Annotated in this window: 25 protein-coding genes; 7 read left to right on the forward strand and 18 right to left on the reverse strand. The window is 72.9% G+C overall.

The window, feature by feature from the left end; genetic code table 11:
* Nucleotides 1–74: 74 nt before the first annotated feature.
* From AC2CHG_RS10970 to AC2CHG_RS10985, 4 genes are all read right to left on the reverse strand, one after another.
* Nucleotides 75–800, reverse strand: a complete 726-nt coding sequence (locus AC2CHG_RS10970; RefSeq protein ID WP_030275023.1) for a hypothetical protein — start codon at nucleotides 798–800, stop codon at nucleotides 75–77.
* Between the two features lie 211 nt (nucleotides 801–1,011).
* Nucleotides 1,012–2,112 (reverse strand): DUF3626 domain-containing protein, encoded by a 1,101-nt coding sequence (locus tag AC2CHG_RS10975; protein WP_366626204.1) that lies wholly within the window; start codon nucleotides 2,110–2,112, stop codon nucleotides 1,012–1,014.
* A 99-nt stretch (nucleotides 2,113–2,211) separates the two neighbouring features.
* Nucleotides 2,212–2,841 (reverse strand): MBL fold metallo-hydrolase, encoded by a 630-nt coding sequence (locus AC2CHG_RS10980; protein ID WP_357910513.1) that lies wholly within the window; start codon nucleotides 2,839–2,841, stop codon nucleotides 2,212–2,214.
* Nucleotides 2,838–3,926, reverse strand: a complete 1,089-nt coding sequence (locus AC2CHG_RS10985; protein ID WP_073829418.1) for an S-(hydroxymethyl)mycothiol dehydrogenase — start codon at nucleotides 3,924–3,926, stop codon at nucleotides 2,838–2,840. The genes AC2CHG_RS10980 and AC2CHG_RS10985 overlap by 4 nt, the downstream gene beginning before the upstream one ends.
* 139 nt (nucleotides 3,927–4,065) lie before the next feature.
* On the opposite strand from AC2CHG_RS10985, the gene AC2CHG_RS10990 reads away from it, so the two are divergent.
* Entirely contained in the window at nucleotides 4,066–4,479 is a 414-nt protein-coding gene (locus AC2CHG_RS10990; RefSeq protein WP_484524667.1) for a hypothetical protein, read from the forward strand.
* 55 nt (nucleotides 4,480–4,534) lie between these two features.
* On the opposite strand, the gene AC2CHG_RS10995 is transcribed toward AC2CHG_RS10990, so the two are convergent.
* From AC2CHG_RS10995 to AC2CHG_RS11015, 5 genes are all read right to left on the reverse strand, one after another.
* Nucleotides 4,535–5,818, reverse strand: coding sequence for an MFS transporter (locus AC2CHG_RS10995; protein ID WP_484524668.1), 1,284 nt, complete (start codon nucleotides 5,816–5,818; stop codon nucleotides 4,535–4,537).
* Nucleotides 5,815–6,465 carry a GntR family transcriptional regulator gene (locus tag AC2CHG_RS11000; RefSeq protein ID WP_366626197.1) on the reverse strand — a complete coding sequence of 217 codons (651 nt, stop codon included), beginning with the start codon at nucleotides 6,463–6,465 and terminating at the stop codon, nucleotides 5,815–5,817. Before AC2CHG_RS11000 ends, AC2CHG_RS10995 begins: the two co-directional genes overlap by 4 nt.
* Nucleotides 6,466–6,534: 69 nt before the next feature.
* A complete protein-coding gene (locus AC2CHG_RS11005; protein ID WP_366626195.1) occupies nucleotides 6,535–7,374 on the reverse strand; it encodes an alpha/beta fold hydrolase in 840 nt (279 codons plus the stop codon).
* A complete protein-coding gene (locus AC2CHG_RS11010; protein WP_402806348.1) occupies nucleotides 7,371–8,339 on the reverse strand; it encodes an SDR family NAD(P)-dependent oxidoreductase in 969 nt (322 codons plus the stop codon). The genes AC2CHG_RS11005 and AC2CHG_RS11010 overlap by 4 nt, the downstream gene beginning before the upstream one ends.
* Nucleotides 8,332–9,828 (reverse strand): flavin-containing monooxygenase, encoded by a 1,497-nt coding sequence (locus tag AC2CHG_RS11015; RefSeq protein WP_355508669.1) that lies wholly within the window; start codon nucleotides 9,826–9,828, stop codon nucleotides 8,332–8,334. The genes AC2CHG_RS11010 and AC2CHG_RS11015 overlap by 8 nt, the downstream gene beginning before the upstream one ends.
* Nucleotides 9,829–9,944: 116 nt before the next feature.
* On the opposite strand from AC2CHG_RS11015, the gene AC2CHG_RS11020 reads away from it, so the two are divergent.
* Complete coding sequence (locus AC2CHG_RS11020; protein WP_194803472.1) at nucleotides 9,945–10,625, forward strand: TetR/AcrR family transcriptional regulator; 681 nt, start codon at nucleotides 9,945–9,947, stop codon at nucleotides 10,623–10,625.
* Here AC2CHG_RS11020 and AC2CHG_RS11025 read toward each other — a convergent pair.
* Nucleotides 10,600–11,055: a hypothetical protein gene (locus AC2CHG_RS11025; protein ID WP_366626188.1), complete on the reverse strand. Its 456-nt coding sequence runs from the start codon at nucleotides 11,053–11,055 to the stop codon at nucleotides 10,600–10,602. The genes AC2CHG_RS11020 and AC2CHG_RS11025 overlap by 26 nt on opposite strands.
* A complete protein-coding gene (locus AC2CHG_RS11030; protein ID WP_366626186.1) occupies nucleotides 11,055–11,531 on the reverse strand; it encodes a hypothetical protein in 477 nt (158 codons plus the stop codon). Before AC2CHG_RS11030 ends, AC2CHG_RS11025 begins: the two co-directional genes overlap by 1 nt.
* Nucleotides 11,532–11,575: 44 nt before the next feature.
* On the opposite strand from AC2CHG_RS11030, the gene AC2CHG_RS11035 reads away from it, so the two are divergent.
* Nucleotides 11,576–12,565 (forward strand): helix-turn-helix transcriptional regulator, encoded by a 990-nt coding sequence (locus AC2CHG_RS11035; protein ID WP_484524669.1) that lies wholly within the window; start codon nucleotides 11,576–11,578, stop codon nucleotides 12,563–12,565.
* A gap of 54 nt (nucleotides 12,566–12,619) precedes the next feature.
* On the opposite strand, the gene pdxR is transcribed toward AC2CHG_RS11035, so the two are convergent.
* A complete protein-coding gene (gene pdxR / locus AC2CHG_RS11040; protein ID WP_194803468.1) occupies nucleotides 12,620–14,104 on the reverse strand; it encodes a MocR-like pyridoxine biosynthesis transcription factor PdxR in 1,485 nt (494 codons plus the stop codon).
* Between the two features lie 29 nt (nucleotides 14,105–14,133).
* On the opposite strand from pdxR, the gene AC2CHG_RS11045 reads away from it, so the two are divergent.
* The gene (locus AC2CHG_RS11045) at nucleotides 14,134–14,742 is read left to right on the forward strand and encodes a LysE family translocator (protein WP_484524670.1); all 609 of its coding nucleotides are present in this window, start codon (nucleotides 14,134–14,136) and stop codon (nucleotides 14,740–14,742) included.
* A 36-nt stretch (nucleotides 14,743–14,778) separates the two neighbouring features.
* On the forward strand, nucleotides 14,779–15,486 hold the full coding sequence (locus AC2CHG_RS11050; RefSeq protein WP_484524671.1) for a B3/B4 domain-containing protein: 708 nt from the start codon (nucleotides 14,779–14,781) through the stop codon (nucleotides 15,484–15,486).
* 95 nt (nucleotides 15,487–15,581) lie between these two features.
* Here AC2CHG_RS11050 and AC2CHG_RS11055 read toward each other — a convergent pair whose 3' ends face one another.
* Entirely contained in the window at nucleotides 15,582–15,974 is a 393-nt protein-coding gene (locus tag AC2CHG_RS11055; RefSeq protein WP_269697027.1) for a hypothetical protein, read from the reverse strand.
* A gap of 93 nt (nucleotides 15,975–16,067) precedes the next feature.
* Here AC2CHG_RS11055 and AC2CHG_RS11060 point away from each other — a divergent pair, with 93 nt between their 5' ends.
* Nucleotides 16,068–16,874: an SDR family oxidoreductase gene (locus tag AC2CHG_RS11060; protein WP_269697028.1), complete on the forward strand. Its 807-nt coding sequence runs from the start codon at nucleotides 16,068–16,070 to the stop codon at nucleotides 16,872–16,874.
* A 57-nt stretch (nucleotides 16,875–16,931) separates the two neighbouring features.
* Nucleotides 16,932–17,501 carry a GNAT family N-acetyltransferase gene (locus tag AC2CHG_RS11065; protein WP_194803463.1) on the forward strand — a complete coding sequence of 190 codons (570 nt, stop codon included), beginning with the start codon at nucleotides 16,932–16,934 and terminating at the stop codon, nucleotides 17,499–17,501.
* Here AC2CHG_RS11065 and AC2CHG_RS11070 read toward each other — a convergent pair.
* From AC2CHG_RS11070 to AC2CHG_RS11090, 5 genes are all read right to left on the reverse strand, one after another.
* A complete protein-coding gene (locus AC2CHG_RS11070) occupies nucleotides 17,490–18,599 on the reverse strand; it encodes an ABC transporter ATP-binding protein (protein ID WP_484524672.1) in 1,110 nt (369 codons plus the stop codon). The genes AC2CHG_RS11065 and AC2CHG_RS11070 overlap by 12 nt on opposite strands.
* Nucleotides 18,596–19,660 carry an ABC transporter ATP-binding protein gene (locus AC2CHG_RS11075; protein ID WP_484524673.1) on the reverse strand — a complete coding sequence of 355 codons (1,065 nt, stop codon included), beginning with the start codon at nucleotides 19,658–19,660 and terminating at the stop codon, nucleotides 18,596–18,598. Before AC2CHG_RS11075 ends, AC2CHG_RS11070 begins: the two co-directional genes overlap by 4 nt.
* 16 nt (nucleotides 19,661–19,676) lie before the next feature.
* On the reverse strand, nucleotides 19,677–20,666 hold the full coding sequence (locus AC2CHG_RS11080) for an ABC transporter permease (RefSeq protein WP_484524674.1): 990 nt from the start codon (nucleotides 20,664–20,666) through the stop codon (nucleotides 19,677–19,679).
* 61 nt (nucleotides 20,667–20,727) lie between these two features.
* Nucleotides 20,728–22,476, reverse strand: a complete 1,749-nt coding sequence (locus tag AC2CHG_RS11085) for an ABC transporter substrate-binding protein (RefSeq protein ID WP_366626327.1) — start codon at nucleotides 22,474–22,476, stop codon at nucleotides 20,728–20,730.
* A 57-nt stretch (nucleotides 22,477–22,533) separates the two neighbouring features.
* Complete coding sequence (locus AC2CHG_RS11090; RefSeq protein ID WP_262011557.1) at nucleotides 22,534–23,541, reverse strand: ABC transporter permease; 1,008 nt, start codon at nucleotides 23,539–23,541, stop codon at nucleotides 22,534–22,536.
* Nucleotides 23,542–24,031: the final 490 nt, after the last annotated feature.

Here is a 24,031-nt window from a genome sequence, read left to right on the forward strand (position 1 = left end):
GTCCAAGATCGACGAGAACGGCCGACCCCACGAAAGGGCCGGCCGTTCTCTACGGGTGTCGGGTTAGTGTCGGGTTACCAGACCTGCTGGACGATGTCCGCCGCCTGCTCCTCCCACTGCGCGTACGCGTACGGGTAGGCGGACACCTGGACGGTCTGCGCGGCGGTGGTCAGCGGCAGCTCGTGCCAGCCGCCGACGTTCTTCAGCGCGTTGAAGAACGCCTTGCTGGAGTACTCCGGGTCGGTGATCTGCTCGGACGTGCCCCAACCGGACGACGGGCGCTGCTGGAACAGGCCCTCCGAGTCGTGGTCGTTGTACGCGCCGAGGTGACCCAGGTTGTACAGCTTCGACTCCTGCAGCGAGGTCGCGACGCCGATCACGGCGCCCCGCTCCCCCACGCCGGTCTCCTTGGCCGCCTCGACGATGGCCTTGGCGTTGTCGAGCTGTGCGTCGTCGAGCGGGATGCGCGACTGCGCGCCCTCGACACCGTGCGGCACGAGCTTCTCCTTGGCCGGCCGGTCGGCCCGGGTCGGCACCTTGTCCAGGCCGGTGGTCTGGCCGGGCTTGACCGCCTCGGTGGAGGTCTTCTTGCCGGTCGCCAGGTCGATGGCGGCCTTGGCGCCGGCGTGCGGCCCGCTGGTCACCGGCGCGGCCACTGCGACGGGGCCGACGGCCAGCCCGCCCAGAACTGCCACACCCGCCACGCTCAGCGCGGCACGGCGGTTACGGGTGACGGCGGCGGTCTTCGCGACGGCGGTCTTCGCGATGGCGGGGAGCCATCGAGTGAAGTGCTGCTTCACGATGGTTGCCCTTTCGATCGTTACGACGCGCTCCGGGGTGAGCGCCCCTCGAGGGACTACCGCCGGGTAGGTGTTTGGGTTCCGGCGGTACGGGGGACACAACGAACCCGCGGTGTCGGTCATTCCGGAAATGCCGGGCACGGCGAAGGCTGCGGTCCAGGTCACCCGCGGTTCCGGACGAGCACGCGGTTCAGCAGGCAGAGCGGGACGATCAGGCCGGAGCGCCGAACCGGACCAGCACGTGCCAGAGCTGCTTGAGGTGCTGCAGCGTCACCGCGGCCGGCCCCCTGTCGGCCCAGCACTGCGGCTCGCGTACCACCGAGGCGGCCGCCCGGCCGACGAGCGCGGCGTGCAGCGGCTCCCCCGGGCGGGCGAACTCGGCGTGTACGCGCGCGGCGAGCGGCGGGATGTCCGGGCCGCGGAACTCGGCGTCCACCGCGTCGACCGGCAGCACGAAGCCGGGGTGGAACCGCAGCGCCAGGCCGTGCCGCGCGGCGATCCGCTCCAGACGCCGTCCCACGTCGGTGCCCCGGAATGACGGGTCGACCACGAGCGCCTCGACGTCGCGGGCCAGGCTGATCTCGCCGTGCACCTGCGCCTCGACGTAGTCGTCGAGCGCCCGGCCGACCCGCCCGGACTCCCGTTCCCGGCGGCGCAGCAGCGTCCGCAGCAGTGTGCCGGTGTCCATGCCCGCCACGCCCAGGGCGACGCCGGTGCCGGCGGTGGTGGTCAGAAGCGCCGCGAACACCGGCTCGAAGACGTCGACGGTGCCGAACTCGGTGGGCTCGAGGTGGCTGTCACCGAAGCTGAACGTGGCCCGGGCCAGCACCTCCGGGCGCAGTCGCAGGTGGCAGGACCCGAAGCGGGGGCACGCGCCGTCGGCGTGGTCGAGCAGGTTCAGGCCGCCGTACTTGGGGCGCTGCGCGGGGAGCACGCCGGGACGCTGGTACGCGCCGCCGAACATCGCCTGCTCCCACACGTCCCGGTCGCCGCCCGGGTACGCGGTCAGCCCGCCGTTGGAGATGCCGGTCTCGAACTGGCTGCGGTAGACGCCCTCCTCCTCGAGGGCCTCGACCACTGTGCGGCCGTCGCGCAGGACCCGGTCGGGGTGGAAGTTGAGCGTCAGCCGCCCGTACCCGGTGATCGCGGCGACGACCTCCTCGTACCGGTAGGTGGTGCCGGAGGCGGTGAGGTGGCGGGTGATGACGGCGAGCGCGGCGGGGCGGTCGCGCAGCGCGACGTCGCGGACGTGGCGCAGCGCGGCGGACTGGACGTCGGTGAGGGCGGCAACCGGCACGGGCCCGAGTATCACCGGACCAGACGCCGCGCGGCCACACGGTTTTCCGGGCCGGGACGCGCGAGCGGGCCCGGACCGGATCACTCCGGCCGGGCCCGCTCGGGCTTACGGTCCTCAGTGGCCCCGGGCGATCCACTCGTCCAGGTGCGGCGCCTCGGCCCCGATCGTGGTGTCGTCGCCGTGCCCGGTGTGCACCACCGTCTCCGGCGGCAGCGTGAGCAGCCGGGTACGGATCGACTCGACGATGGTGCCGAAGTCGCTGTACGACCGCCCGGTGGCGCCCGGTCCCCCGGCGAACAGGGTGTCGCCGGTGAAGACCGCGCCCAGGTCGGGAGCGTAGAGGCTGCACGCGCCGGGGCTGTGGCCCGGGGTGTGCAGCACCCGCAGCGTGGTGCCGCCGACGGTGAACGTCTGCCCGTCGGTCAGCTCGCCGTCCGGTGCCGTGTCCGGGTGCACCATGTCCCACAGCACCCGGTCGGCCGGGTGCAGCAGCACCGGCGCGCCGGTGGCCCGGGCCAGTTCGGGCGCGACCCGGACGTGGTCGTCGTGGGCGTGGGTGGCGATGATCGCGACCACCCGCCGGTCACCGATCACCTCACGGATGGCGGCCACGTCGTGCGGCGCGTCGAGGACGACGCACTCGGCGTCGTCGCCGATCACCCAGACGTTGTTGTCCACATCGAACGTCTGGCCGTCGAGCGAGAACGTGCCGGAGGTGACGGCGTGGTCGACGCGTGCGGTCACGGGAAGACCACCACCGAGCGCAGCACGTCGCCGTGGTGCATCCGGTTGAACGCCTCCTCGACCTGGTCGAGGGCGATCTCCTCGGTGACGAAGGCGTCCAGGTCCAGCCGTCCCTGCCGGTACAGCTCGGTGAGCATCGGGAAGTCGCGGCTGGGCAGGCAGTCGCCGTACCAGCTGGACTTGAGCGCGCCGCCGCGGCCGAAGACGTCCAGCAGCGGCAGGTCGACTGTCATCTCCGGGGTCGGCACGCCGACCAGCACGACGGTGCCGGCCAGGTCGCGGGCGTAGAACGCCTGCTTCCACGTCTCCGGACGCCCGACCGCGTCGATCACCACGTCGGCGCCGAAGCCGCCGGTGGCCGCGCGGATGGCCTCCACCGCGTCGTCCTCGGAGGCGTTGACGGTGTGGGTGGCGCCGAACTTGCGCGCCCAGTCGAGCTTGCGGGAGTCGGTGTCCACCGCGATGATCGTGGTCGCGCCGGCCAGGGCCGCGCCAGCCACCGCCGCGTCACCGACACCACCGCAGCCGATCACCGCGACCGAGTCGCCCCGGGTCACGTTGCCGGTGTTCATGGCCGCGCCGAGACCGGCCATCACGCCGCAGCCGAGCAGGCCGACCGCCGCCGGCCGGGCCGAAGGGTCGACCTTCGTGCACTGCCCGGCGTGGACGAGCGTCTTCTCGGCGAACGCGCCGATGCCGAGCGCCGGGGTCAGCTCGGTGCCGTCGGTGAGCGTCATCTTCTGGGTCGCGTTGTGGGTGGCGAAGCAGTACCACGGTCGGCCGCGCCGGCAGGCCCGGCACTGCCCGCAGACCGCGCGCCAGTTGAGCACCACGAAGTCGCCGGGCGCCACGTCGGTGACGCCGTCACCCACCTGCTCCACGATGCCGGCGGCCTCGTGGCCGAGCAGGAACGGGTAGTCGTCGTTGATGCCGCCCTCGCGGTAGTGCAGGTCGGTGTGGCAGACGCCGCACGACTGGATGCGGACCACCGCCTCGCCCGGCCCCGGGTCCGGCACCACGATGGTGGTGACCTCCACGGGCGCGCCCTTGCGCCGCGACACGACTCCCCGGACTTCCTGGCTCACAGTGCCTCCCTTGTTGCGTGCTTCTGCACCCAGAACCTACCGCTGATCATGACCCGCGAACCAATGAAGCCCGCCGGATTGTCCTGGTCATGACCGGGTACCCGGTGTGCCGGTTCTACCAGGTGGGACGGGAGTGATCATGAGGCTGTCGCATGCGCCGCTGCGGGTCGCGATCGGCGCGTACATCCTGAACTCCGGGCTGGGCAAGCGGGGCCTGGAGGGTGAGGCCGCCGCGGGCATGCACGGCATGGCGGCCGGCGCGATGCCGCAGTTGCGGCAGATCCCGCCGGACCGGTTCGCCGTGCTGCTGTCGCGGGGCGAGGTCGCGCTCGGCGCGGCGCTGCTCGCCCCGTTCGTGCCGTCGCTGCTGGCCGGGGCCGCGCTCACCGCGTTCGGCGCGGGTCTGGTGCAGCTCTATCTGAAGACGCCCGGCATGCGCGAGGGCACCAGCCTGCGGCCGAGCCAGGCCGGCATCGGCCTGGCCAAGGACGTGTGGCTGGTCGGCGCGGGGCTGACCCTGGTGCTCGACTCGCTGGTGCGGCACCGGCCCTGAGCCGCCGCACCGAAGCCACGCCAGCCGCCCGCCCACCGCCGGGCCGCCCGCGTACTCAGGCGGGTGCCGCGACCGTCGCGGCGGCCCGCTCGTCGGCGAGGCGGCGACGGGCGGCGTTGCGGTACCGCAGCACCTGCACGGCGCCGAGCGCCCAGAGCAGGAACTGCACGGCGAACGCCCAGCGGAACGCGGACAGCGGCGGCGTGTCCCGCCCGGCCGGGGTGGCCAGGTCGAGCACCACGCCGACGGCCAGGATCAGCGCGATCGAGGCGACGAAGCCGCCGACGTTGACGATGCCGGTGGCACTGCCGATGCGGTGCACCGGATTGAACGACCGGGCGTAGTCGAACCCGATCATCGAGCCGGGGCCGTTGACCGCGAGCACCACCACGAGCGCCACCAGCAGCCAGTGCGGCGCGCGGCCGGGCCAGGCCAGGACCACCGCCCACACCCCGGCAGTGGCGGCGGTGATCGCGAAGACCACCACCGAGCGGTGGAACGGGTGGCGCGAGCACAGGTGCGCGATCACCGGCCCGCACACGAGCGTCACCACTGTCATCAGGGTGAGCATCCCGGCCGCCGCGGTCGGCGAGAACCCCTGCCCCTGCACCAGGAACGGGTACCCCCACAGCAGCGCGAACACCGCGCCGGAGAACTGGGTGACGAAGTGCGTCCACAGGCCCAGCCGGGTGCCCGGCTGGGCCCACGCCTCGGCGAGCCGGCGGCGCACCGTGGCCAGGTCGGGCGCGAGCGCGGTGGCGTGTTCGGCGTGCGGGGTGTCGCGTACCGCGACGAGGACCAGCAGCACCACCGTCGCGCCGAGCGCCGCGGCGGTCAGGAACGCCGGGGTCCAGCCCGCGCGGTGCAGCAGCAGCACCAGGGGTACGGCGCCGAGCACGGCACCGAACTGGCCGACGGTGCCGGTGAGCTGCACCAGCAGCGGGTTGCGCCGGCCGGGGAACCAGAACGCGACGATGCGCAGCACGCTGATGAAGGTCATGGCGTCGCCGAGACCGACGAGCACCCGGGCGGCGACCGCGAGCGGCACGTCCCCGGCCACGGCGAACAGGAGCTGCCCGGCCACCATGAGCGCGCCGCCGGCCAGCAGCAGCCGGCGCGAGCCGTAGCGGTCCAGCAGCACCCCGACCGGGACCTGCATGACGGCGTAGACGGCGAGCTGGGCGACGGAGAACGTGGCGAGCGCGGCGGCGTTGATGTGGAAGCGGTCCGCCGCGTCGACCCCGGTGACGCCGAGCGAGCTGCGGTGGAACACGGCGGTCAGGTACGCGGTCAGCGCCACCGCGTACACCAGGGCGGCGGGCCGGCGAGCCGCGCTCACCGCAGCGTTCCGAGCATCCGCGCGGCGGTGTCGATGTGCGCGGCGACCGCGTCGTGCCACGCCTGCGGGTCGTCGCCGTCGAGCGCGGCGAGCTGCCCGGCGTGCTCGGTGAGGGCGACCTCGGCCCAGCCGGGTGAGAGCCGGAAGCTCGCCTCACCCATCCGCAGCTGCCGGTCGCGCAGCCGGTGGTACAGCTCGGCGAGGATCTCGTTGCCGGCCGCCTCGACCACCGCGGCGTGGAACGAGCGGTCGGCGGCCATCAGCGCGGTGATGTCGCCGGCGGCGTGCGCGCGGCCCATCTCGTCCAGCCATCGGGCCAGGTCGGCGCGCAGCTCGGCGCGGCGCGGCCAGACCCTGTCGGCGGCGTGCAGCTCGACCAGGCGGCGGGCCTCGATGACGTCGGCGATCTCCCGGGCCGACACCGGCCGGATCAGCGCGCCGCGCTTCGGGTAGAGCTTGACCAGCCCCTCGGTCTCCAGCCGCAGCAGCGCCTCCCGGACCGGGGTGCGGGACACCCCCGTCGCCTCGGCGATCTCGCCCTCGCTGACGAGCTGACCGCCCGGGTAGACCTGTTCCAGGACGGCCTGCTTGAGGTGCCGGTACGCCCGCTCGGCAGCGGATGGCGCGGTCCGGCTGGGATGCGTCATGTATCTAAGCTTGCTCCCGGGTCCGGCCGGACGGCCTGGCGCGGGCCGGAGCAGTGGCGCAGGCCACGGTCAGGCCCACAGCTCCCGCAGCAGCGCCTCCACCTCGGCGGTCCGCTCGATCTGCGGCATGTGCCCGGTGTCGCGGAACAGGTGGGAGCGCGCGTGCGGCAGCCGGGTACGGGCGTACGCCAAGTGCGCGGCGGGCAGGACCAGGTCGCGCTCGCCCCAGACGAGCAGCGTGGGCAGGCCGAGCGCGGCCACCGCGTCGAGCAGGTCGGCGCGCCACTGCGGGCGTACGCCGCGCCAGGTGCCCAGGTCGCGGACCAGCTCCAGCATCACCCGGGCGGCGTGCGGCTGCCGGGCAACCGCGAGCGCGGTGGCGAGCCGCTCCTCGGTGACGTACGCCGGGTCGTAGAAGATCGCCCGTTCGGTGCGGCGGACGATCCCCGGGTGCGGGCGCAGCAGCAGGCGGGCCAGCGGGCGTACCGCCAGCAGCCGCAGCGCCACAGTCACCTCGCGGCCGAAGCCGGCGCTGTTGAGCAACGCCAGGCTGGCGACGCGCTGCGGCGCGTCGGCGGCCAGGCGCATCGCCACCGCCCCGCCGAGGGAGTTGCCGACCAGGTGCGCCGGGCCGGTCACCCCGGCCACGTCCAGGAAGCCGGCCACCGCGGCGGCCAGCGCCGGAAGCGTGTGCGGGCCGTCCAGCGGCGCGGAGCCGCCGTGCCCGGGCAGGTCCACCGCAAGCACCAGGTGGTCGCGGGCCAGCGCCGTGTGCAGGGCGGTGAAGTCGTCGAGGGTACGGCCGATGCCGTGCAGCAGCACCACGGGCAGCCCGTCGCCGCTGATCCGGCAGCGGGTACGCCGTCCGTCGACGGTGCGCTCGTCGGCCGGGGGCAGGACGAGCGTCACGCCTGGCGTCCGGGTTCCGCCGCGGCCTCCTCGCCGGACCGGGGAGACGGAACCGGCACTGTGGCGTCGGTCGCGACGGTGGGTGCCTCGGCGGGCGGGACGGCGGGCGGAGCTGTGGGCGCGGCGCCGGGCCGGGCCGGGGGCTGGCGCATGCCCAGGGCCAGCACCCGGCCGTACCCGGCGGGGGCGAGGCGGGCGAGCAGGTCGGGCAGTTTCGCCGACCAGCCGATCAGCACCCGGCCGCGGCGTCGCTGCGCGCCGCGCAGGATCACCTCGGCGGCGGTGGCCGGGTCGATGGTGAGCAGCTTCTCGAACTGCTTGCGCCCAGCCTCGTACTCGTCGAGGGCCACGCCACTGCCGACGCGGGCGCTGGCGGCGATCCGGGTGCGGATGCCGCCCGGGTGCACCGAGGTGACGCCGACGCCGTCGTCGGCCAGCTCGTGCCGCAGCGCCTCGGTGAAGCCGCGTACGGCGAACTTGCTCGCCGCGTACGCGGCCTGCCCGGCGGGGGCGATCAGCCCGAACAGGCTGGACACGTTCACCAGGTGGGCGCCGGGTTCGGCCTTGAGCGCGGGCAGCAGCGCGTGGGTCAGGCGGACCACCGCCCGGAAGTTGATCTCGATGACCCAGAGGAACTCCTCCAGGGTGACCTGGTCGAAGCGCCCGCCCAGTGCCACGCCGGCGTTGTTGATCAGCAGCCGGATCCGGGGGTTCGCGCGGTGGATCTCGGCGGCGACCCGATCGGTGGCCTCGGCGTCGGCAAGGTCGACCAGGTGGGTCTCCACCCGCCGGTCCGGGTACGCGGCCCGGATCGCGGCGACGGTGGCGGCCAGGCCGTCGGCGTCGCGGTCGAGCAGCACCAGGTCGGCGCCGCGCCGGGCCAGCCCGTGGGCCAGCGCCGCGCCGATGCCGCTCGCCGCGCCGGTGAGCACCGCCGTGCCGCCGGGGAAGACGAGGTCACGCATCGGTTCCTCCCGAGGTGGTGGCCGCCGTGGCGGGTACGCCGGCGCGGTCGAACCGGACGCCGTCGGTGAGCGGGCCGTGCCGCATCAGGCGTACGTCGCGGGGATAGTTCTGGTGCAGCCGCCACGGCGCCTGCGGTCCCTGCTTGGGCAGCTGGTCGACGGCGCGGAGCACGTAGCCGGACTGTAGGTCGATGATCGGCACCAGGTCGTCGGTGTCCGGGGCGAGCGGCGTGACGATCTGCCGGCCGGTGTCGTCGAGGTGGCGCAGCAGCCGGCAGACGTACGTGGCGACGAGGTCGGCCTTCAGCGTCCAGGAGGCGTTCGTGTAGCCGATGGTCATGGCGAAGTTCGGCACGCCGGACAGCATCATGCCCTTGTAGGCGACAGTCGACGCCAGGTCGACCTCGGCGCCGTCGACCACCAGCGTCATGCCGCCGAGCGCGAGCAGGTTGAGGCCGGTGGCGGTGACCACCACGTCGGCGGGCAGCTCCTCGCCGGAGGCGAGCCGGATGCCCTGCTCGGTGAACGTGTCGATGGTGTCGGTGACCACCGACGCGCGGCCCGCGCTCAGCGCGGTGAACAGGTCCCCGTCCGGCACCACGCAGAGCCGCTGGTCCCACGGGTTGTAGCGGGGCGAGAAGTGCCTGTCGACGTCGTACCCGGACGGGAGCCGGCCCTTCGCGGCGCGGCGCAGGAACCGCTTCACCACGCCCGGGGCGCGGCGGCTGAGCTGGAAGTTCGCCACGCCGAGCGTGACGTTCTTCCACCGGGCCACCGCGTACGCGGCCTTCGGGGGCAGCCAGCGCCGCGCGGCGTCGGCGAACGGGTCGCGCGAGGGCAGCGCGATCACGTACGTGGGTGAGCGCTGGAGCATGGTGACGTGGGCGGCCCGCTCGGCCATGGCCGGGACCAGGGTGACGGCGGTGGCGCCGCTGCCGATCACCACGACCCGCTTGCCGGCGTAGTCCAGGTGCTCGGGCCAGTGCTGCGGGTGCACGAGCGTGCCGGCGTACTTCTCGACGCCGGGGAACCGTGGCGTGTAGCCGGAGTCGTAGCGGTAGTAGCCGGAGTTGGTGAACAGGAACCCGCAGGTGAGGGTGACGTCCTCGCCGGTGTCGTCGCGGTGGGCGTGCACCGTCCAGCGCGCGGTGGCGCTGTCCCACTCGGCGCGTACCGCCCGGTGGTGGAAGCGGATGTGCCGCTCGACGTCGTACTCCCGGGCGGTCTGCCGGACGTATGCCCGGATGGAGTCGCCGTCGGCGATGGCCTTCGGGTCGGTCCACGGCTTGAACGAGTAGCCGAGGGTGTACATGTCGGAGTCGGAGCGGATGCCCGGGTAGCGGAACAGGTCCCAGGTGCCGCCGATGGCGCCCCGGGCCTCCAGCACCGCGTAGGTCTTGCCGGGGCATTCGCGTCCGAGGTGGACGGCGGCGCCGATGCCGGACAGGCCGGCCCCGACGATGAGGACGTCGACGTGGTCTGCGGCCATCGGTTTCTCCCGTTCGCACCGGCGGTGGACCGGACACTATCCATCGCCGTCGACCGCAGTCAACACCGTGTCGAGTCGAATCGACAGGGTGTCGAGCGGGTGTAGCATCTGCCGACATGACGACCGCCCGTACGCCGACCGGCGCCGCGCCGACGCGCGGGCGGCGGGCCGGCCGGTCCACCGGCGACGACCGGGAGACCGCGATCCTGGCCACGGCCGAGCGGTTGCTGGCCGAGCGTCCCTTCGCCGACATCTCCATCGACGACCTGGCGCGTGGCGCGGGGATCTCCCGGCCCACGTTCTACTTCTACTTCCCGTCCAAGGACGCGGTGCTGCTCACGCTGCTCGACCGGGTCACCGAGGAGGCCGACGCCGCCGCCGGTGGCGTGTTCGAGCGGCTCGCCGAGGATCCACGCGCCCACTGGCGGGAGCTGATCGCCCGGTTCCACGCCACGTTCGGCGGGCACCGCGACGTGGTGCTGGCCTGCGCCCAGGTGCGCGGCACCAACGCCGAGGTGCGGCGGCTCTGGGCCGAGGTGCTGGAACGCTGGGTCCGCGCGGTGCAGGCCGCGATCGAGACCGAACGCGCCCGCGGCGCGGCCCCGGACGGGCTGCCCGCCCGGGACCTCGCCATCGCGCTGAACTCCATGAACGAGCGCGTCTGGTACGCCACGTTCGCCGGGGACGGCCCGGCGGTGGCCGAGCGGGACGTGGTGGACGTGCTGCTCGACGTGTGGCTCACCGCGATCTACCGGACCACCACGCCGCCGGTCATGCCGTCCGGCGGAACTCCATGATCCAGTTTGTCTCCCAGGTGCGCTCCCCGTCGGTGGAGAACGCCTGTTCCCAGCGGCAGGAGCCGGCGGTGATCGCCGACCAGAGGAACCGGCAGCGCACCGGCCGCCCCTCGTCGGTGTCGTCGGCGTAGAACTCACCGACGCCGTCGGTGAACCGGCCCACCACCGGCGGCTGCTCCAGCACGCCCCGCGCGCTGTGCATCCAGTAGATCGACCACAGCCCGGTCGCCGGGTTCCGGACGCGCACCGAGGAGCCGGAGAAACCCCGGCTCGGGCAGCGCATCTCGTCGAAGCTGCCGGCGCCGTCGAAGAACGAGCGCGCCTCGCTGACACCGGCGAACTCGTCCCAGTCGTCGCTGCCGGCGTGGCGCTGCCGCAGACGCCGGTTTGTCACGTCCCAGGTGCCCACGAGGAAGTCGAAGTCGCCCATCAGAACCCCACCGGCCCGTCGGCCCGGGCGTCGGCCAGGTAGCCGGCCAGGTCCGGCCGGTCCGGGGCGAGCACGTGCCGGATCCAGGCGGTGCGCTCGTGTTCCAGCACGCCCAGTTCCCAGACGCATCCGACGCCGGAACGGGTCAGGTCGACGAAGTGCGCCGGGTCGTCGTCCGGGCAGTCCAACGCGGGCTGCCCGGCGATCGCGATACGGCACTCGACCACGTTGTCGAAGAACCAGCTGTACGCCAGCAGGTACGCCCCGGTGTCGGCGCCCCGGTGCAGCACCACCCAGCTCGCCGGCGGGGTGGAGCCGTCCGGGCCGGGCAGCAGCTTCGGCAGGTACGCGTATGCGGCGTCGACCACCCGCGGTTCGAGGCGGCGGTCCGGCTGGTCGATGTGGTAGCGCTTGACGTGCCGGCCGGCCACCTCCACGGTCCCCGGCACTGTGAGCTCCTTGTCGTGAAAAGCCATGTGGGCACGCTAGGACCGCTCCCCTGACAGCTAGTGTCAGTGGAATGCGGGCCAGTCGACTCCTGTCCATCCTGCTGCTCCTCCAGGCGCACGGCCGGCTCACCGCCGCCGACCTGGCCGCCCGGCTGGAGGTGTCGGCGCGCACCGTCTACCGGGACGTCGAGGCACTGCACGCCGCGGGCATCCCGCTGTACGGCGAGGCCGGACACGACGGCGGCTACCGGCTCGTGGAGGGCTGGCGGACCCGGCTGACCGGGCTGACCGCCGAGGAGGCCGACCGGCTGCTCTTCGCCGGGCTCCCCGGACCGGCGGCCGAGCTGGGCTATCAGTCGGTCGTCGCCGCCGTGCAGCTCAAGCTGCGGGCCGCGCTGCCCGCGCCGCTGGCCGACCGGGCGGCCCGGCTGGAGCAGCGGTTCCACCTGGACACACCGGGCTGGTACTCCGACGGCGACCCGTCGCCGTACCTGGCCGAGGCCGCCGAGGCGGTGTGGCGGCAGCACCGGGTCCGGGTGCGGTACCGGGGCTGGCGGGGCGAGACGACCCGGGTCCTCGAACCGTACGGGCTGGTACTCAAGGGCGGGCGCTGGTACCTGGTCGCCGCCCGGCCGGACCGCGCCGATCCGGCCACCTACCGGGTCAACCAGATCCTCGACCTGACCCCGCTGGACGAGCCGTTCGAGCGGCCGGAGTTCGACCTGCCGGCCTGGTGGCGCGCGCACGTGGTGGAGTTCCGGGCCGGGCTGCACCGCGACGAGGCGCGCATCCGGCTGTCGCCGCGCGGGTTCGCCCGGCTGCGCGAGGTCGGCAGCGACGTGGTGGTGGCCGCCGCCGAGGCGAGCGCCGGGCCACCCGACGCCACCGGCTGGGTGCACGCGGTCATCCCGATCGAGTCGCTCACCCACGCGCACGGCGACCTGCTCCGGCTCGGCGCCGACGTGGAGGTCCTCTCCCCCGCGCCGCTGCGCGCCCGCCTGGCCGAGACCGCCACCGCCCTGGCCACCCTCTACCACCCGCCCACCCCGCCCCTCCGTTGATGATCAAGGACTTCGTGTCCTTCGAGGAGATCGACTCGGACACGAACTCCTTGATCACCGGGGCGGGGTGAGGGTGCGGAGGGCCTCGGCCACCGTGGAGAGGGCTCGGTCGAGGTCGAAGGGCGGGGTCGCCGCGTAGCCGAGGACCAGGCCGGGTGGCTGCGGGCGCTGGCCGTGCCAGGACAGCGGGTGGACCTTCACGCCGCGGCGCAGCGCCGCCGCCGCGAGCGCCCGGTCGTCGACGTCGCCGGACAGGGTGACCATCAGGTGCAGCCCGGCCGCCGCGCCGTGCACCACCGCCCCGGGCAGGTACGCGCGAACCGCGCGGATCATCGCGTCCCGGCGGCGTACGTGCCGGTGCCGCAGCAGCCGCAGGTGCCGTTCCAGCGCCCCGGACTCCATCAGCTCGGCCAGCACGAGCTGCGCCAGCGCCGCGTTGCCGAGGTCGGCCGCCCGCTTCGCGGCCACCGTGTCGGCGTGCAGCGCGGGCGGCACCAGCAGCCACCCGATCCGCAGCGCCGGCGCGAGCAGCTTCGAGATGCTGCCGACGTAGCAGACCCGGTCCGGCGCCATGCCGCGCAGCGCCGGCACCGGCGGACGGTCGTAGCGGTGCTCGGCGTCGTAGTCGTCCTCCACCACCAGGCCGCCGTCGCGCGCCCACCGCAGCAGCCGCCGGCGCCGGTCGCCGTCGAGCACCACCCCGGTCGGGAACTGGTGCGCCGGGGTGAGCAGCACGGCGGGCGCGCCGGACCGCTCCAGCTCGTCGACGCGCAGGCCCCTGTCGTCCACCGGGACCGGCGGTGTCGCCAGCCCGGAATAGGCCAGGTGCTGCCGTACGCCGAGCGAGCCCGGGTCCTCCACCGCGACGGTGTGCGTACCCCGATCGCGCAGCACCCGCGCGAGCAGGCCGAGCGCCTGGGACACCCCGGCCACGATCACCACCTCGGCCGGGTCGGCGCGGACGCCCCGGCTGCGGGCCAGCCAGTTCGCCACCGCCGACCGCAGCGCGGGCGCGCCCGCCGGGTCGCCGTAGGCGAGCGCGGCGGGCGTCATCCGGTGCAGCACGGCCCGTTCGGCCCGCAGCCAGGCCGCGCGGGGAAAGGCCGCCAGATCGGGTACGCCGGGAGTCAGGTCCACCTCGGCGGGTACGGCGCGCAGCTCGTCGAAGGCGTCCAGGCCGGGCCGGCCGGCGAACACCTCCGCTGCTCTCCTCGGCCGGGGCGGCCGGGTGACCACGGCGGCCGGTGAGGCGACCACCACCGTCCCGGCCCGGCCGCGCCCGGCCACCTGCCCGTCCTCGGCCAGCCGCTGGTACGCCTCGGTCACCACGCCCCGGGAGACACCCAGCTCGGCGGCGAGCACCCGGCTCGCCGGCAGGCGGGTGCCCACCGGTGCCCGGCCGTCGGCGATCGCCGATCGCAGCCGGGCGGCCAGCCAGTCCGCGCGGCCACCTGGGGGCGCCTCGCCGACATCGAGCTGAAGGAAGTCCGCACCGGCCGTTTTGGACTTCTCGATGACGACCGCTTTGGCCCTGTCCATCAGACCATTATGGCCACAGGCTGGACCGTATGACAGCCGCATTCCTGCTGACCTCGCTCGTCGTCGCGATCACTCCGGGCACCGGGGTGATGCACACGCTCGCCAACGCCGTGACCGGCGGACGCCGGGCCGGGCTGGCCGCTGCCGCCGGCGGCACGCTCAGCCTCGTCCCGCACGTGATCGCCGCGGTGACCGGCCTGGCCGCCCTGCTGCGCACCGGCACGCCCGCGTTCCGCGTGGTGACCTGGCTGGGTGTGGCATACCTGCTCTGGATGGCCTGGTCGGCGCTGCGCGACCGGGGCACGCTCACCGTCGGCGGCGACCGGCCCCCACGTCCGACGTCAGCGGTGTTCCGGGACGGGGTGCTGCTGAACCTGCTGAACCCGAAGGTGACGGTGTTCTTCGTGGCGCTGCTGCCGCAGTTCGTACCGCCGGACGCGCCCGCCGCCACCGTGCGCATGCTCGCCTGCGGCCTGGTGTTCATGGCTGTCACGCTGCTGGTGTTCGCCGGGTACGCCCTCCTGGCCGGCGCGCTGCGCCGCCGGGTGCTGTCCCGGCCCCGGCTGACCGGGCTGCTGCGGCACGCCTTCGCCGGCGGTTTCCTCGTCCTGGGCCTCGGCCTCGCCTTCACCGCCTGACCCGTACCCGCTCACCGCCCGAAAAGGAGTCTCCCTGTGCGTTTCCGGCACTCCCCCGAGATCTGGTCGACCTTCCCGGAGCTGACCTGCGGCGTCCTGCACGCCGCCGGTGTCACGCCCGACGCCGACGTCACGCCACTGTCCGCAGGGCATCTCGGCGCCGCCCGGGACCGGCTCACCGCCGGACCGGAGGGTGGCTTCCCGGAGATCCAGGCGTGGCGCCGCGCGTTCGCCCGGATGGGCTGCCCGCCGACCCGCTACCGCTGCGCCGCCGAGTCACTGCTGCGCCGGCTGCGGCGCGACGGCGACCTGCCCCGGCTGCACCCGCTCGTGGACCTCGGCAACGCGCTCTCGGTCCGGTACGCGGTCCCGGTCGCCGTGCTCGACCTGGCCGGGATCGACGGCGACCTGACCGTCCGCGCGGCCGACGGCACCGAGTCCTACCTGGGCCTCGGCGGGGAGTCCGAGCAGCCCGCGTCCGGCGAGGTGATCTTCGCCGACCAGGGCGGGAACGCGCACGCCCGGCGCTGGTGCCACCGGCAGAGCGGCACGTCGGCGGTACGGGCCGGCACCGCCGAGGTGCTTATCGTGGTCGAGGCGATGCACGACGGGGCGGCGCCGACCGTACGCCTGATGCTGGACGAGCTGGCGGCGGCCCTGGACGAGCTGTGGCGCGTGCCGTCGCGGACGGCGCTGCTCACCGCTGACGCGCCCGAGTTGGCCGTGCCGGTCCGGACGGGCTGACCCGCCCTCGTAAGCGACGGCCGGTCGCGCGGCGTGCCGCCAGTGCGCAGGTTCCGGGCGTCCGGCGACGACGCCGGCAGGTGCCCGGCTCGTCGTCAGGCGTCGGGGGCGTCGGTGCGGTCGCGCGCCATCAGCTCGTCGAACTCGGCCGGGGTGATCTCGCCGGTGCGCAGCCGCCGGGCGTTGGCGGCGAACCGGGCGATCGCCGCGCCGCGCGGATCCGGCTCGGTCAGCACACCGGCGTCGGCGGTCAGGGCGCTCGCGGCACCCGCCACGTCGTGCGGATCGGCCAGGTCGACCGGCTCGCCGTGCAGCTCGCGCAGCGCGTCGGCGAGGCGCGCGTCGGCGGCGTCGCCGGTGCCCCACCAACGCCGGGCGAGATCGGCGGTGCGGCCGAGCGAATCCTCGCCCACCCGTTCGGCGCCCATCTCGGCACGCATCATGCGCAGGAAGCGGACTGTCACGGCATCGGAGTCATCGGCGATCACGCCCGTACCCTAGCGAGCGGGTCCGACGAAGCCGCCGGGTGAGCCGGGGTCGTCCGGCCGGTTGAGGTGGCCGCCCGCGGGTAGTGCGCGGACATGCCCGAACGATACGAGGACTACGACCGCGTCGCGATCGTCACCGGCGCGGACTCCGGCATCGGCAAGGCGTGCGCGGTGGCGCTCGCCGAGACCGGTTACGACATCGGCGTCACCTGGTACGGCGACGCCGCGGGCGCCGGCCGCACCGCCACCGAGGTGCGTGCCACCGGCCGCCGTTGCGAGACCGTCGAGCTGGACCTGACCCGGCTCCCCGAGGCGGCGGCGGTCGTCGACGAGCTGGCCGACCGGCTCGGCGGCCTGGGCGTGCTCGTCAACAACGCCGGTACCGGCCTGTCCGAGCCGTTCGTGGACGTGAGCTGGGCGAAGTGGCGCGAGGTGCTGGCGGTCGACCTGGACGGCCCGTTCCTGTGCTCGCAGCGGGCCGCCCGGCGCATGCGCGCGGCCGGACGGGGCGGCCGGATCATCAACATCACCAGCGTGCACGAGCACGCGCCCCGGGTCGGCTCGTCGGCGTACTGCGCGGCGAAGGGCGGGCTCGGCCTGCTCACGAAGGTGATGGCGCAGGAACTGGCGGCCGACGGGATCACCGTCAACGCGGTCGCGCCGGGTGAGATCGCCACGCCGATGACCGGGCAGGAGGACGTCGACCCGTTCACGCAGGACCGGCCCGGCGTGCCGGTGGGACGTCCCGGTGACGCCCGGGAGGTGGCGGCGGTGGTGGCGATGCTCGCCTCGCCGGCTGCGGCGTACGTGACGGGCGCGTCGTGGGCGGTGGACGGTGGGATGCTGGTGATGGGGCCGCAGGCGTCTGCGCTGCCTTCTGATTCGTGGCGTTCCGTCTAGGCGGTCAGCCCGGCGCGGGGGCAGCGGGCGGCCCGGCCCGTCACTACGGTGCGGAGGATGCAAAGTTCCGATCCGCTGGTGGCCGGCGTCGTGCACAAGGCGCCCGGCTCGACCGTACGACTGCGCCCGGTGGCCGAGGACGACCTGGCGATGCTGCGCCGTTTCGCTGTCGAACCCGGGCTGATCGGGCTCGACTGGGCCGGCTTCCGGGACGCCGCCGCTCCGGCCCGCCGCTTCGCCGAGGACGGCTATCTCGGCGAGCAGGTGGGCGGCCTGATCGTCCAGGTCGAGCCCCCCGACGTCGCGGCCGGATTCCTCAGCTATCGCCAGGGCCAGCACGGCGGGCGGGCACCGTACTGGGAGATCGGCATCGTGCTGCTGCCCGAATGGCGCGGCCGGGGTCTCGGCTGGCGGGCCCAGGCGCTGCTCTGCGACTACCTGTTCAGCCACACCCCGGCGCAGCGCATCCAGGCCGGCACCCACCCCGAGAACCTTGCCGAGCAGCGATCGCTGGAGAAGGCCGGCTTCCAACTGGAGGGGGTCTTGCGGGCCTGTGAGTTCCGGGCCGGCGCCTGGCGTGACGGGTGGCTCTACAGCCGGCTGCGCGACGACCCGTCACCGCTGTGACCGCTCGGCGTCCCCTGGCCAACGTGCGGGCTCGGCTCCCATGACCGCATCGAATGGCGTGTGCCTCTCCGGGTAGTGGCAGGCGGTGAGCTGCCCGCCGCCGTCGCGGGTGGTCAGTGCGGGTTCTTCGGTGGCGCAGTGGTCGGTGGCTTTCCAGCAGCGGGTCCGGAAGCGGCAGCCCGATGGTGGGTTGAGTGGGGTGGGCACGTCGCCGGTGAGGCGGATGCGGCCGGCGGGTCCGAGGGTGGTGACGTCGGGGATCGCGGACAGCAGTGCCCGGGTGTAGGGGTGTTGTGGGTGGGTGTAGATGGTGTCGCGGTCGCCGATCTCGACGATTTTTCCGAGGTACATGACGGCGACGCGGTGGCAGAAGTGCCGCACCACGGCGAGGTCGTGGGCGATGAACACGAACGCCAGGTCCAGGTCGCGTTGCAGGCTGCGCAGCAGGTTGATGACCTGCGCCTGGATGGACACGTCCAGCGCCGAGACGGGTTCGTCGGCGACGATGAGTTTCGGTTTCAACGCCAGGGCGCGGGCGATGCCGATGCGCTGGCGCTGCCCGCCGGAGAACTCGTGCGGATACCTGTTGTAGTGCTCCGGATTCAGGCCCACGAGTTCGAGGAGTTCCTGCACGCGGTGTTTGACGCCGCCGGGTGGGGTGATCCGGTTGACCTGCAACGGCATCGCCACGATCCGCCCGACGGTGTGGCGGGGGTTCAGCGACGCGTACGGGTCCTGGAAGATGATCTGCAGGTCCTGCCGCAGCCCCCGCAGCTCACCACGTTTCGCGTGGGTGATGTCCCGCCCCGCGAACGCGATCGACCCAGCGGTGGGCTCCAGTAGCCGCACCAGCATCCGCCCGGTCGTGGTCTTCCCACACCCCGACTCCCCCACCAACCCGAGCGTCTCGCCCGGGCGCACGTCGAAGTCCAACCCGTCCACCGCCCGCACCGCACCCGTGCTACGCAGCCCCTGCCGGACCGGGAAGTGCTTGGTCAGGCCCCGCACCGACAGCAGCGGCCCGCTGTCCGCCGCCGCACCGACGGCCGCACCCCGCCGGCCGTCGACAACGCCCGTCCCGTCCTGGTCAGCACTCATCGGGCCACCCCCACCTGGGCTACCTCGTCGCGGTAGATCCGCTCCCGCGCGGCGACCGGCAGGTGACACGCCACCAGATGCCCGGCCGTACCCGCCGAGACCAGCTCGGGCACCTCGGTGCGGGACCGGTCGCCGTTCACGTCGGCCCACCGGCACCGCGGATGAAACGCACACCCCGACGGCAGATTGATCAACGACGGCGGGTTACCCGGGATCGGCAACAGGTCCGCATCGGCGTCACCGTGCAACGACGGCACACTCGACAACAACCCCCACGTGTACGGATGCTGCGGCGCCCGCAACACCCGCTCCACACTCCCGTGCTCCACCGCCCGACCCGCATACATCACCAACACGTCATCAGCCACCTGGCTGACCACACCCAGGTCATGCGTGATCAACACGATCGCCGACCGGAACTCCTCCTGCAGATCCGCAAGGAGGTCCAGGATCTGCGCCTGCACCGTCACATCCAACGCCGTCGTCGGCTCGTCAGCGATCAGCAGATCCGGATCGTTCACCAACGCCATCGCGATCATCGCCCGCTGCCGCATCCCACCCGAGAACTCATGCGGATACTGATCGAACCGCCGCCCCGGCTGCGGGATACCGACCCGGCCCAACATGTCCACCGCCCGCGTCCGCGCCTCGCGTCTGCCGGCCCTCGGATGATGCACCCGATACGCCTCAGCGATCTGCTTCCCCACCGAGTAGTAGGGGTGCAACGCCGACAACGGATCCTGGAAGACCATCGCCATGTCCCGGCCCCGCAGCCGCCGCACCTCCTCCTCACCCAACCCGACGAGCTGACGCCCACCCACCGAGATCTCCCCGGAGATGGTCGTGCGCTTCGCGTTGTGCAGACCGAGAATCGCCAGCGAGGTGACGCTCTTACCGGAACCGGACTCACCCACGATCCCGAGCGTGCGACCCCGCTCCACCGCGAACGACACACCGTCCACGGCCCGCACCACACCGTCCTCGGTGTCGAACCGCACCCGCAGATCCCTGACCCGCAGGTACGGGCCCTCGCCGCGACGCGGCGCCGGAAGCTCCACCATGTCCGTCTCCTCCCCCTCAGCCCAGCCGGACCCGTGGGTCGATCACCGCGTACAGCACGTCGACGACGATGTTGGCGATCACGATGAACACGGCCGCCAGCAGCACCGTCGCCATCACCACCGGCAGGTTGAGGAACTGCACCGCCTCCACTGTCGCCTTGCCGAGGCCCTGGAGGCCGAAGATGGTCTCGGTGATGAACGTGCCGCCGAGGCTGGTGCCGATGTCGAGCCCGGCGATCGTGACGATCGGTGTGATCGCCGCCCGCAGCGCGTGCCGGGTGTGCACCTTCCGGGCGGGCAGCCCCTTCGCCCGGGCGGTACGGACGAAGTCCTCCGACAGCGTCTCCAGCATCTGGGCCCGGGACAGCCGGGCGTACAGCGCCGAGTTGAGGAAACCCAGCGTCATCCAGGGCAGCAGCAGCCCGGTCGCCCAGCGCAGCGGACTCTCGGTCAGCGGCGTGTAGCTGGGGAACGCCAGCAGGCCGGTGGAGTAGACGAGCAGGTAGAGCAGGATCAGCCCGAAGAAGTAGACCTGCATCGACGCCCCGGCCAGGGTGACGCCGATGGCGGCGCGGTCGAACGCCGTACCCCGGCGTAGTGCCGACACCATGCCCAGCGAGATGCCGAGGCCGAGCCAGAGCACGGCGCCGCCGAGGACGATGCTGAACGTCACCGGTGCCCGCTGGGCGACGATCTCGGTGACCGGCTGGTTGTTGCGGAACGAGTAGCCGAGGCAGGGCGCCGGGCACTCCTGCCGGAAGTCGCCCTCGCCGTAGGTCCGGCCGGCGAAGACGCCACCGACGAAGTCGGCGTACTGCCGGGGCAACGGCTGGTCGATGCCGAGCCGGCGCTCGACCTGGGCGATGTCCTCGGCCGTGCAGTTCTTGCCGCACATCACCTTCGCCGGGCTGCTCGGCACCGCGAAGAAGAGACCGAACGTGACGAGGCTGATGACGACAAGGGTCAGGGCGGCGACGAGCAGCCGCCGTACGACGAAACGGAGCACGGGAGCACCTCCCCCGGGGTGGGCGCGGGGCGGCCGCCGTGGCAGCCGCCCCGCGCGGCTGTCACTTCTTCACGTAGATGCCGTTGAGCGAGATGATCCCGAACGCGTCGCTGAGGAAGGCGTTGCCGACCTTCGAGCCGTGCAGTTCGTAGGTGGCGTCGTAGTAGCAGGGCACCACCGGCGCGTACTTCTCCATGATCATGCGGTCGAGCGCCATCCAGCCGGCGTCCTGCTCGGCGGCCGGCAGGTCGCGGACCCGGTCGATCTCCGCGCCCACAGACGGTTCGTTGAGGTACGACAGGTTCTGGTTGCCCTCGGCCACGATCTCCCGTCCGTCGTAGACCGGCGGGATCACTGTCGAGCCGGTGGGCCAGTCCGAGCCCCAGCCGGTGAGGTACATGTCGTACGGGTTGTCCTTGCGGCCGACCTCGTCGTAGTAGCTGCTGTTGTCGATCGGCTTCATCACGATGTCGAAGCCCATGTCGGTGAGGTTCTTGCGCAGCGCCTCGGCCTGCTGGGTGCGCAGTTCCAGGTTGGAGTGGGCGAGGACCAGCTTCGGCCGCTTGCCGGCGAGCAGCTCGGCGGTCTTGGCCTTATCGCCGGTGACCGGGGCGTTGAACAGGTCGTACGGGACGAAACCGGCGGTGGTGGGCGACATGAGCGTGGTCGCGGGCGAACCGGCCGCCTGTCCGCCGAGCACCTTGAGCAGGGCGTCCTTGTCGACCGCGTAGTTCAGCGCCCGCCGGACGCTCAGGTCGGTGACCCGCTGGGTGTTGATGCTCAGCACCCAGTTGTACTGCGTCGGACCGCGTACCACCCGGTCGGCGACGCCGGATCCGGTGGTGCGGGGCAGCACCGACGGTGGCACGTCCGACCAGCTCAGCGCCGCCTGGTCGGCCGGCCCGTCGGCGACCAGGCGCTCGGCGATCTGGGCCTGCTCCAGGCCGAACGTCATCCGGATCGCGTCCGGGTACGCGTTGCGGATCGGGTCGGTCGCCGGATCCCAGTTCGGGTTGCGTTCCAGCTCCAGCGACACGTCGCGCTGGTAGGTCTTCACCCGGTACGGCCCGGACGAGAACGGCCGCAGGTCGTAGTTGGCGCGAGTGTCCTTCGCCGCGGGCACCGGCGCGCTGGTGGGCAGCGCCGCCGCGTACGGCAGGTCGCAGTGCGGCTGCGGGAAGGTGAACCGGATGGTCCGGTCGTCGGGGGTGGCGACGCCGTCGGGCATCGGCTTGCCACCGTCGTACGGTCCCTTGTAGGTGGCGTTGTAGGCCCCGCCCGGGTAGAGCCACTGCTGGATGTAGTGCGGGCCCTCGTTGAGGTTCGCCGCGAACGACCTGGCGATGCCGTGAGCGACGTCCTTGCTGGACACGGGCGTGCCGTCCTCGTACTTCACGCCGTCGCGCACTGTGAACTCCCAGACCTTGCAGTCGCCGTTGACGTCCTTGCCGGGGTTGGTGGCCAGGTCGCCGACGAGCAGCAGCTTGCCGGTGCCGTCCTCCTTGTAGCCGTTGAGCGCGCGGTAGAGCAGCCCGCCGGCGACCTGCTGCACGTTGACGTAGTTGCGGGCCGGGTCGAGGTGTTCGAAGTCGGCCGGCTGCATCACGGTGAGGGTGCCGCCGCGGGACGCCCCGTCGACGGGCTTCGCCGGGCCCTGGTTGTCGGCGGCCTCGTACGAGATCGATCCGCTCTGGGTCTTGGTCTTCTGGTCGTCGCCGCCCCCGCCGTCGTCGGTGGTGGGGCTGCAGCCGGCGGCGGCCAGCGCCGCCGCGGCGAGGACACCTGTCAGTGTCCGGGTTCGTGCGCGCACGGTGTGCTCCTTCCTGCCCGGCGGCCCCCGCCGGCCGGGCACTGATGGCCGTGGGGACTACCGGGTGGAGCGGGGGTCCAGCGAGTCGCGCAGCGCGTCGCCGAGCAGGTTGAACGCCAGGACCAGCAGGAAGACCGTCAACCCGGGGAACAGGGTGTACCAGGGGTCGCTCGCGACGTAGCCGATGCTGTTGAAGATCATGCGGCCCAGGTCGGGCGTGGGTTCGGTGACGCCGATGTTGACGAACGCCAGCGCCGCCTCGATGGCGATGAACTGCGGCACCATCAGCGAGACGGTGACCAGGATCGGCGCCCAGATGTTCGGCAGCAGCTGCCGCAGCAGGATGTGCGCGGTGCCGGCGCCGGCGGCCCGGGCCGCCTCGACGAACTCCCGCTCGCGCAACGAGATCACCTGCCCGCGGACCAGGCGCGCGGTGTACGTCCAGCTGAACAGGCCGAAGGTGGCGACGATCAGGGCCACCCGGAAGGCCGGCGACGGCGCCTCCCGGTCGGAGTAGAAGCGGTCCTGGAGGATCGGGATGACCGCGAGGGCGAAGATGAGGAACGGGAATGCCAGCGTGAGGTCGATCAGCCAGTTGACGACGCTGTCCAGCCAGCCTCTGGCCCACCCGGCCAGCACACCGACCGCGACGCCGATGCCGGATGCCAGCAGCGCCGAGGCGAACGCGATGAACAGGGACGTCCGCAGGCCGTAGACCAGTTGCATCAGGATGTCCCGCCCACTTCCCGGTTCGAGCCCGAGCCAATGGTCGGCGCTGATTCCGCCGGCATACCCGATCGGCATTCCGAAATCGTTCAGCCGGTCGGCGAACTTGTCGGTCGGATCGATTCCGGTGAGCCGTCCCAGCAGTGGCGCGCCGAGCGCGACAAGGGCCGCGACGGCGAGCGTGACGGCGCTGGCGCGAGCCGTACGGTCGCGCTTGAGCCGCAGCCAGGCGAGCCGGCCGGGTGACCGGCCGACGAATTCGCCGGGCCGGCCGACGGGGGCGGGAACGGCCTCGACATCGGGGCCGGGAGCGGCCGGTGGGTACGACAGTTCGCTCATGAGCAGTCCTCCCGACGGGGACGAAAACGCCCTGCCACCCGACGGTAATGCGCTATGACGGACTCGAAAGAATCGTTCCGGTAACGGCCGTTCCGGTTGTCGTGCATTGACAACGATCCGGCGTACGGAATGCATCGGCGCAATAACGGGGCGATTCGGTTGTCAGACTTTCAGCCAGGCGTGTCGCGAATTCGGAATGCGTTGCCGCAAGGCATTCGGGCGGTTGTCAGCCGTTCGGGCATTCCCGTACGCCGATGTCACACCGACCGGACGGCAGCGTCGGCTTGTGTAACACTTCGTGACTCTTCGCGTTCACACCGTCCACCTAGGGTTCTCGGCGGTCCGGTTCGCACGACGTGCCGGGCCGTCCACCGGCCCTCACCCGGGCCCCGACGGAAGGACCACCCATGCCCTTCGCCCGACGTACCGCCGCTGCGGCCCTGGTCGCCGCGCTCGGCGGCCTCGCCGCGCCGGCCGCCTCCGCGCAGGC

It is taken from the genome of Micromonospora sp. ATLC20 (genome assembly GCF_057196585.1).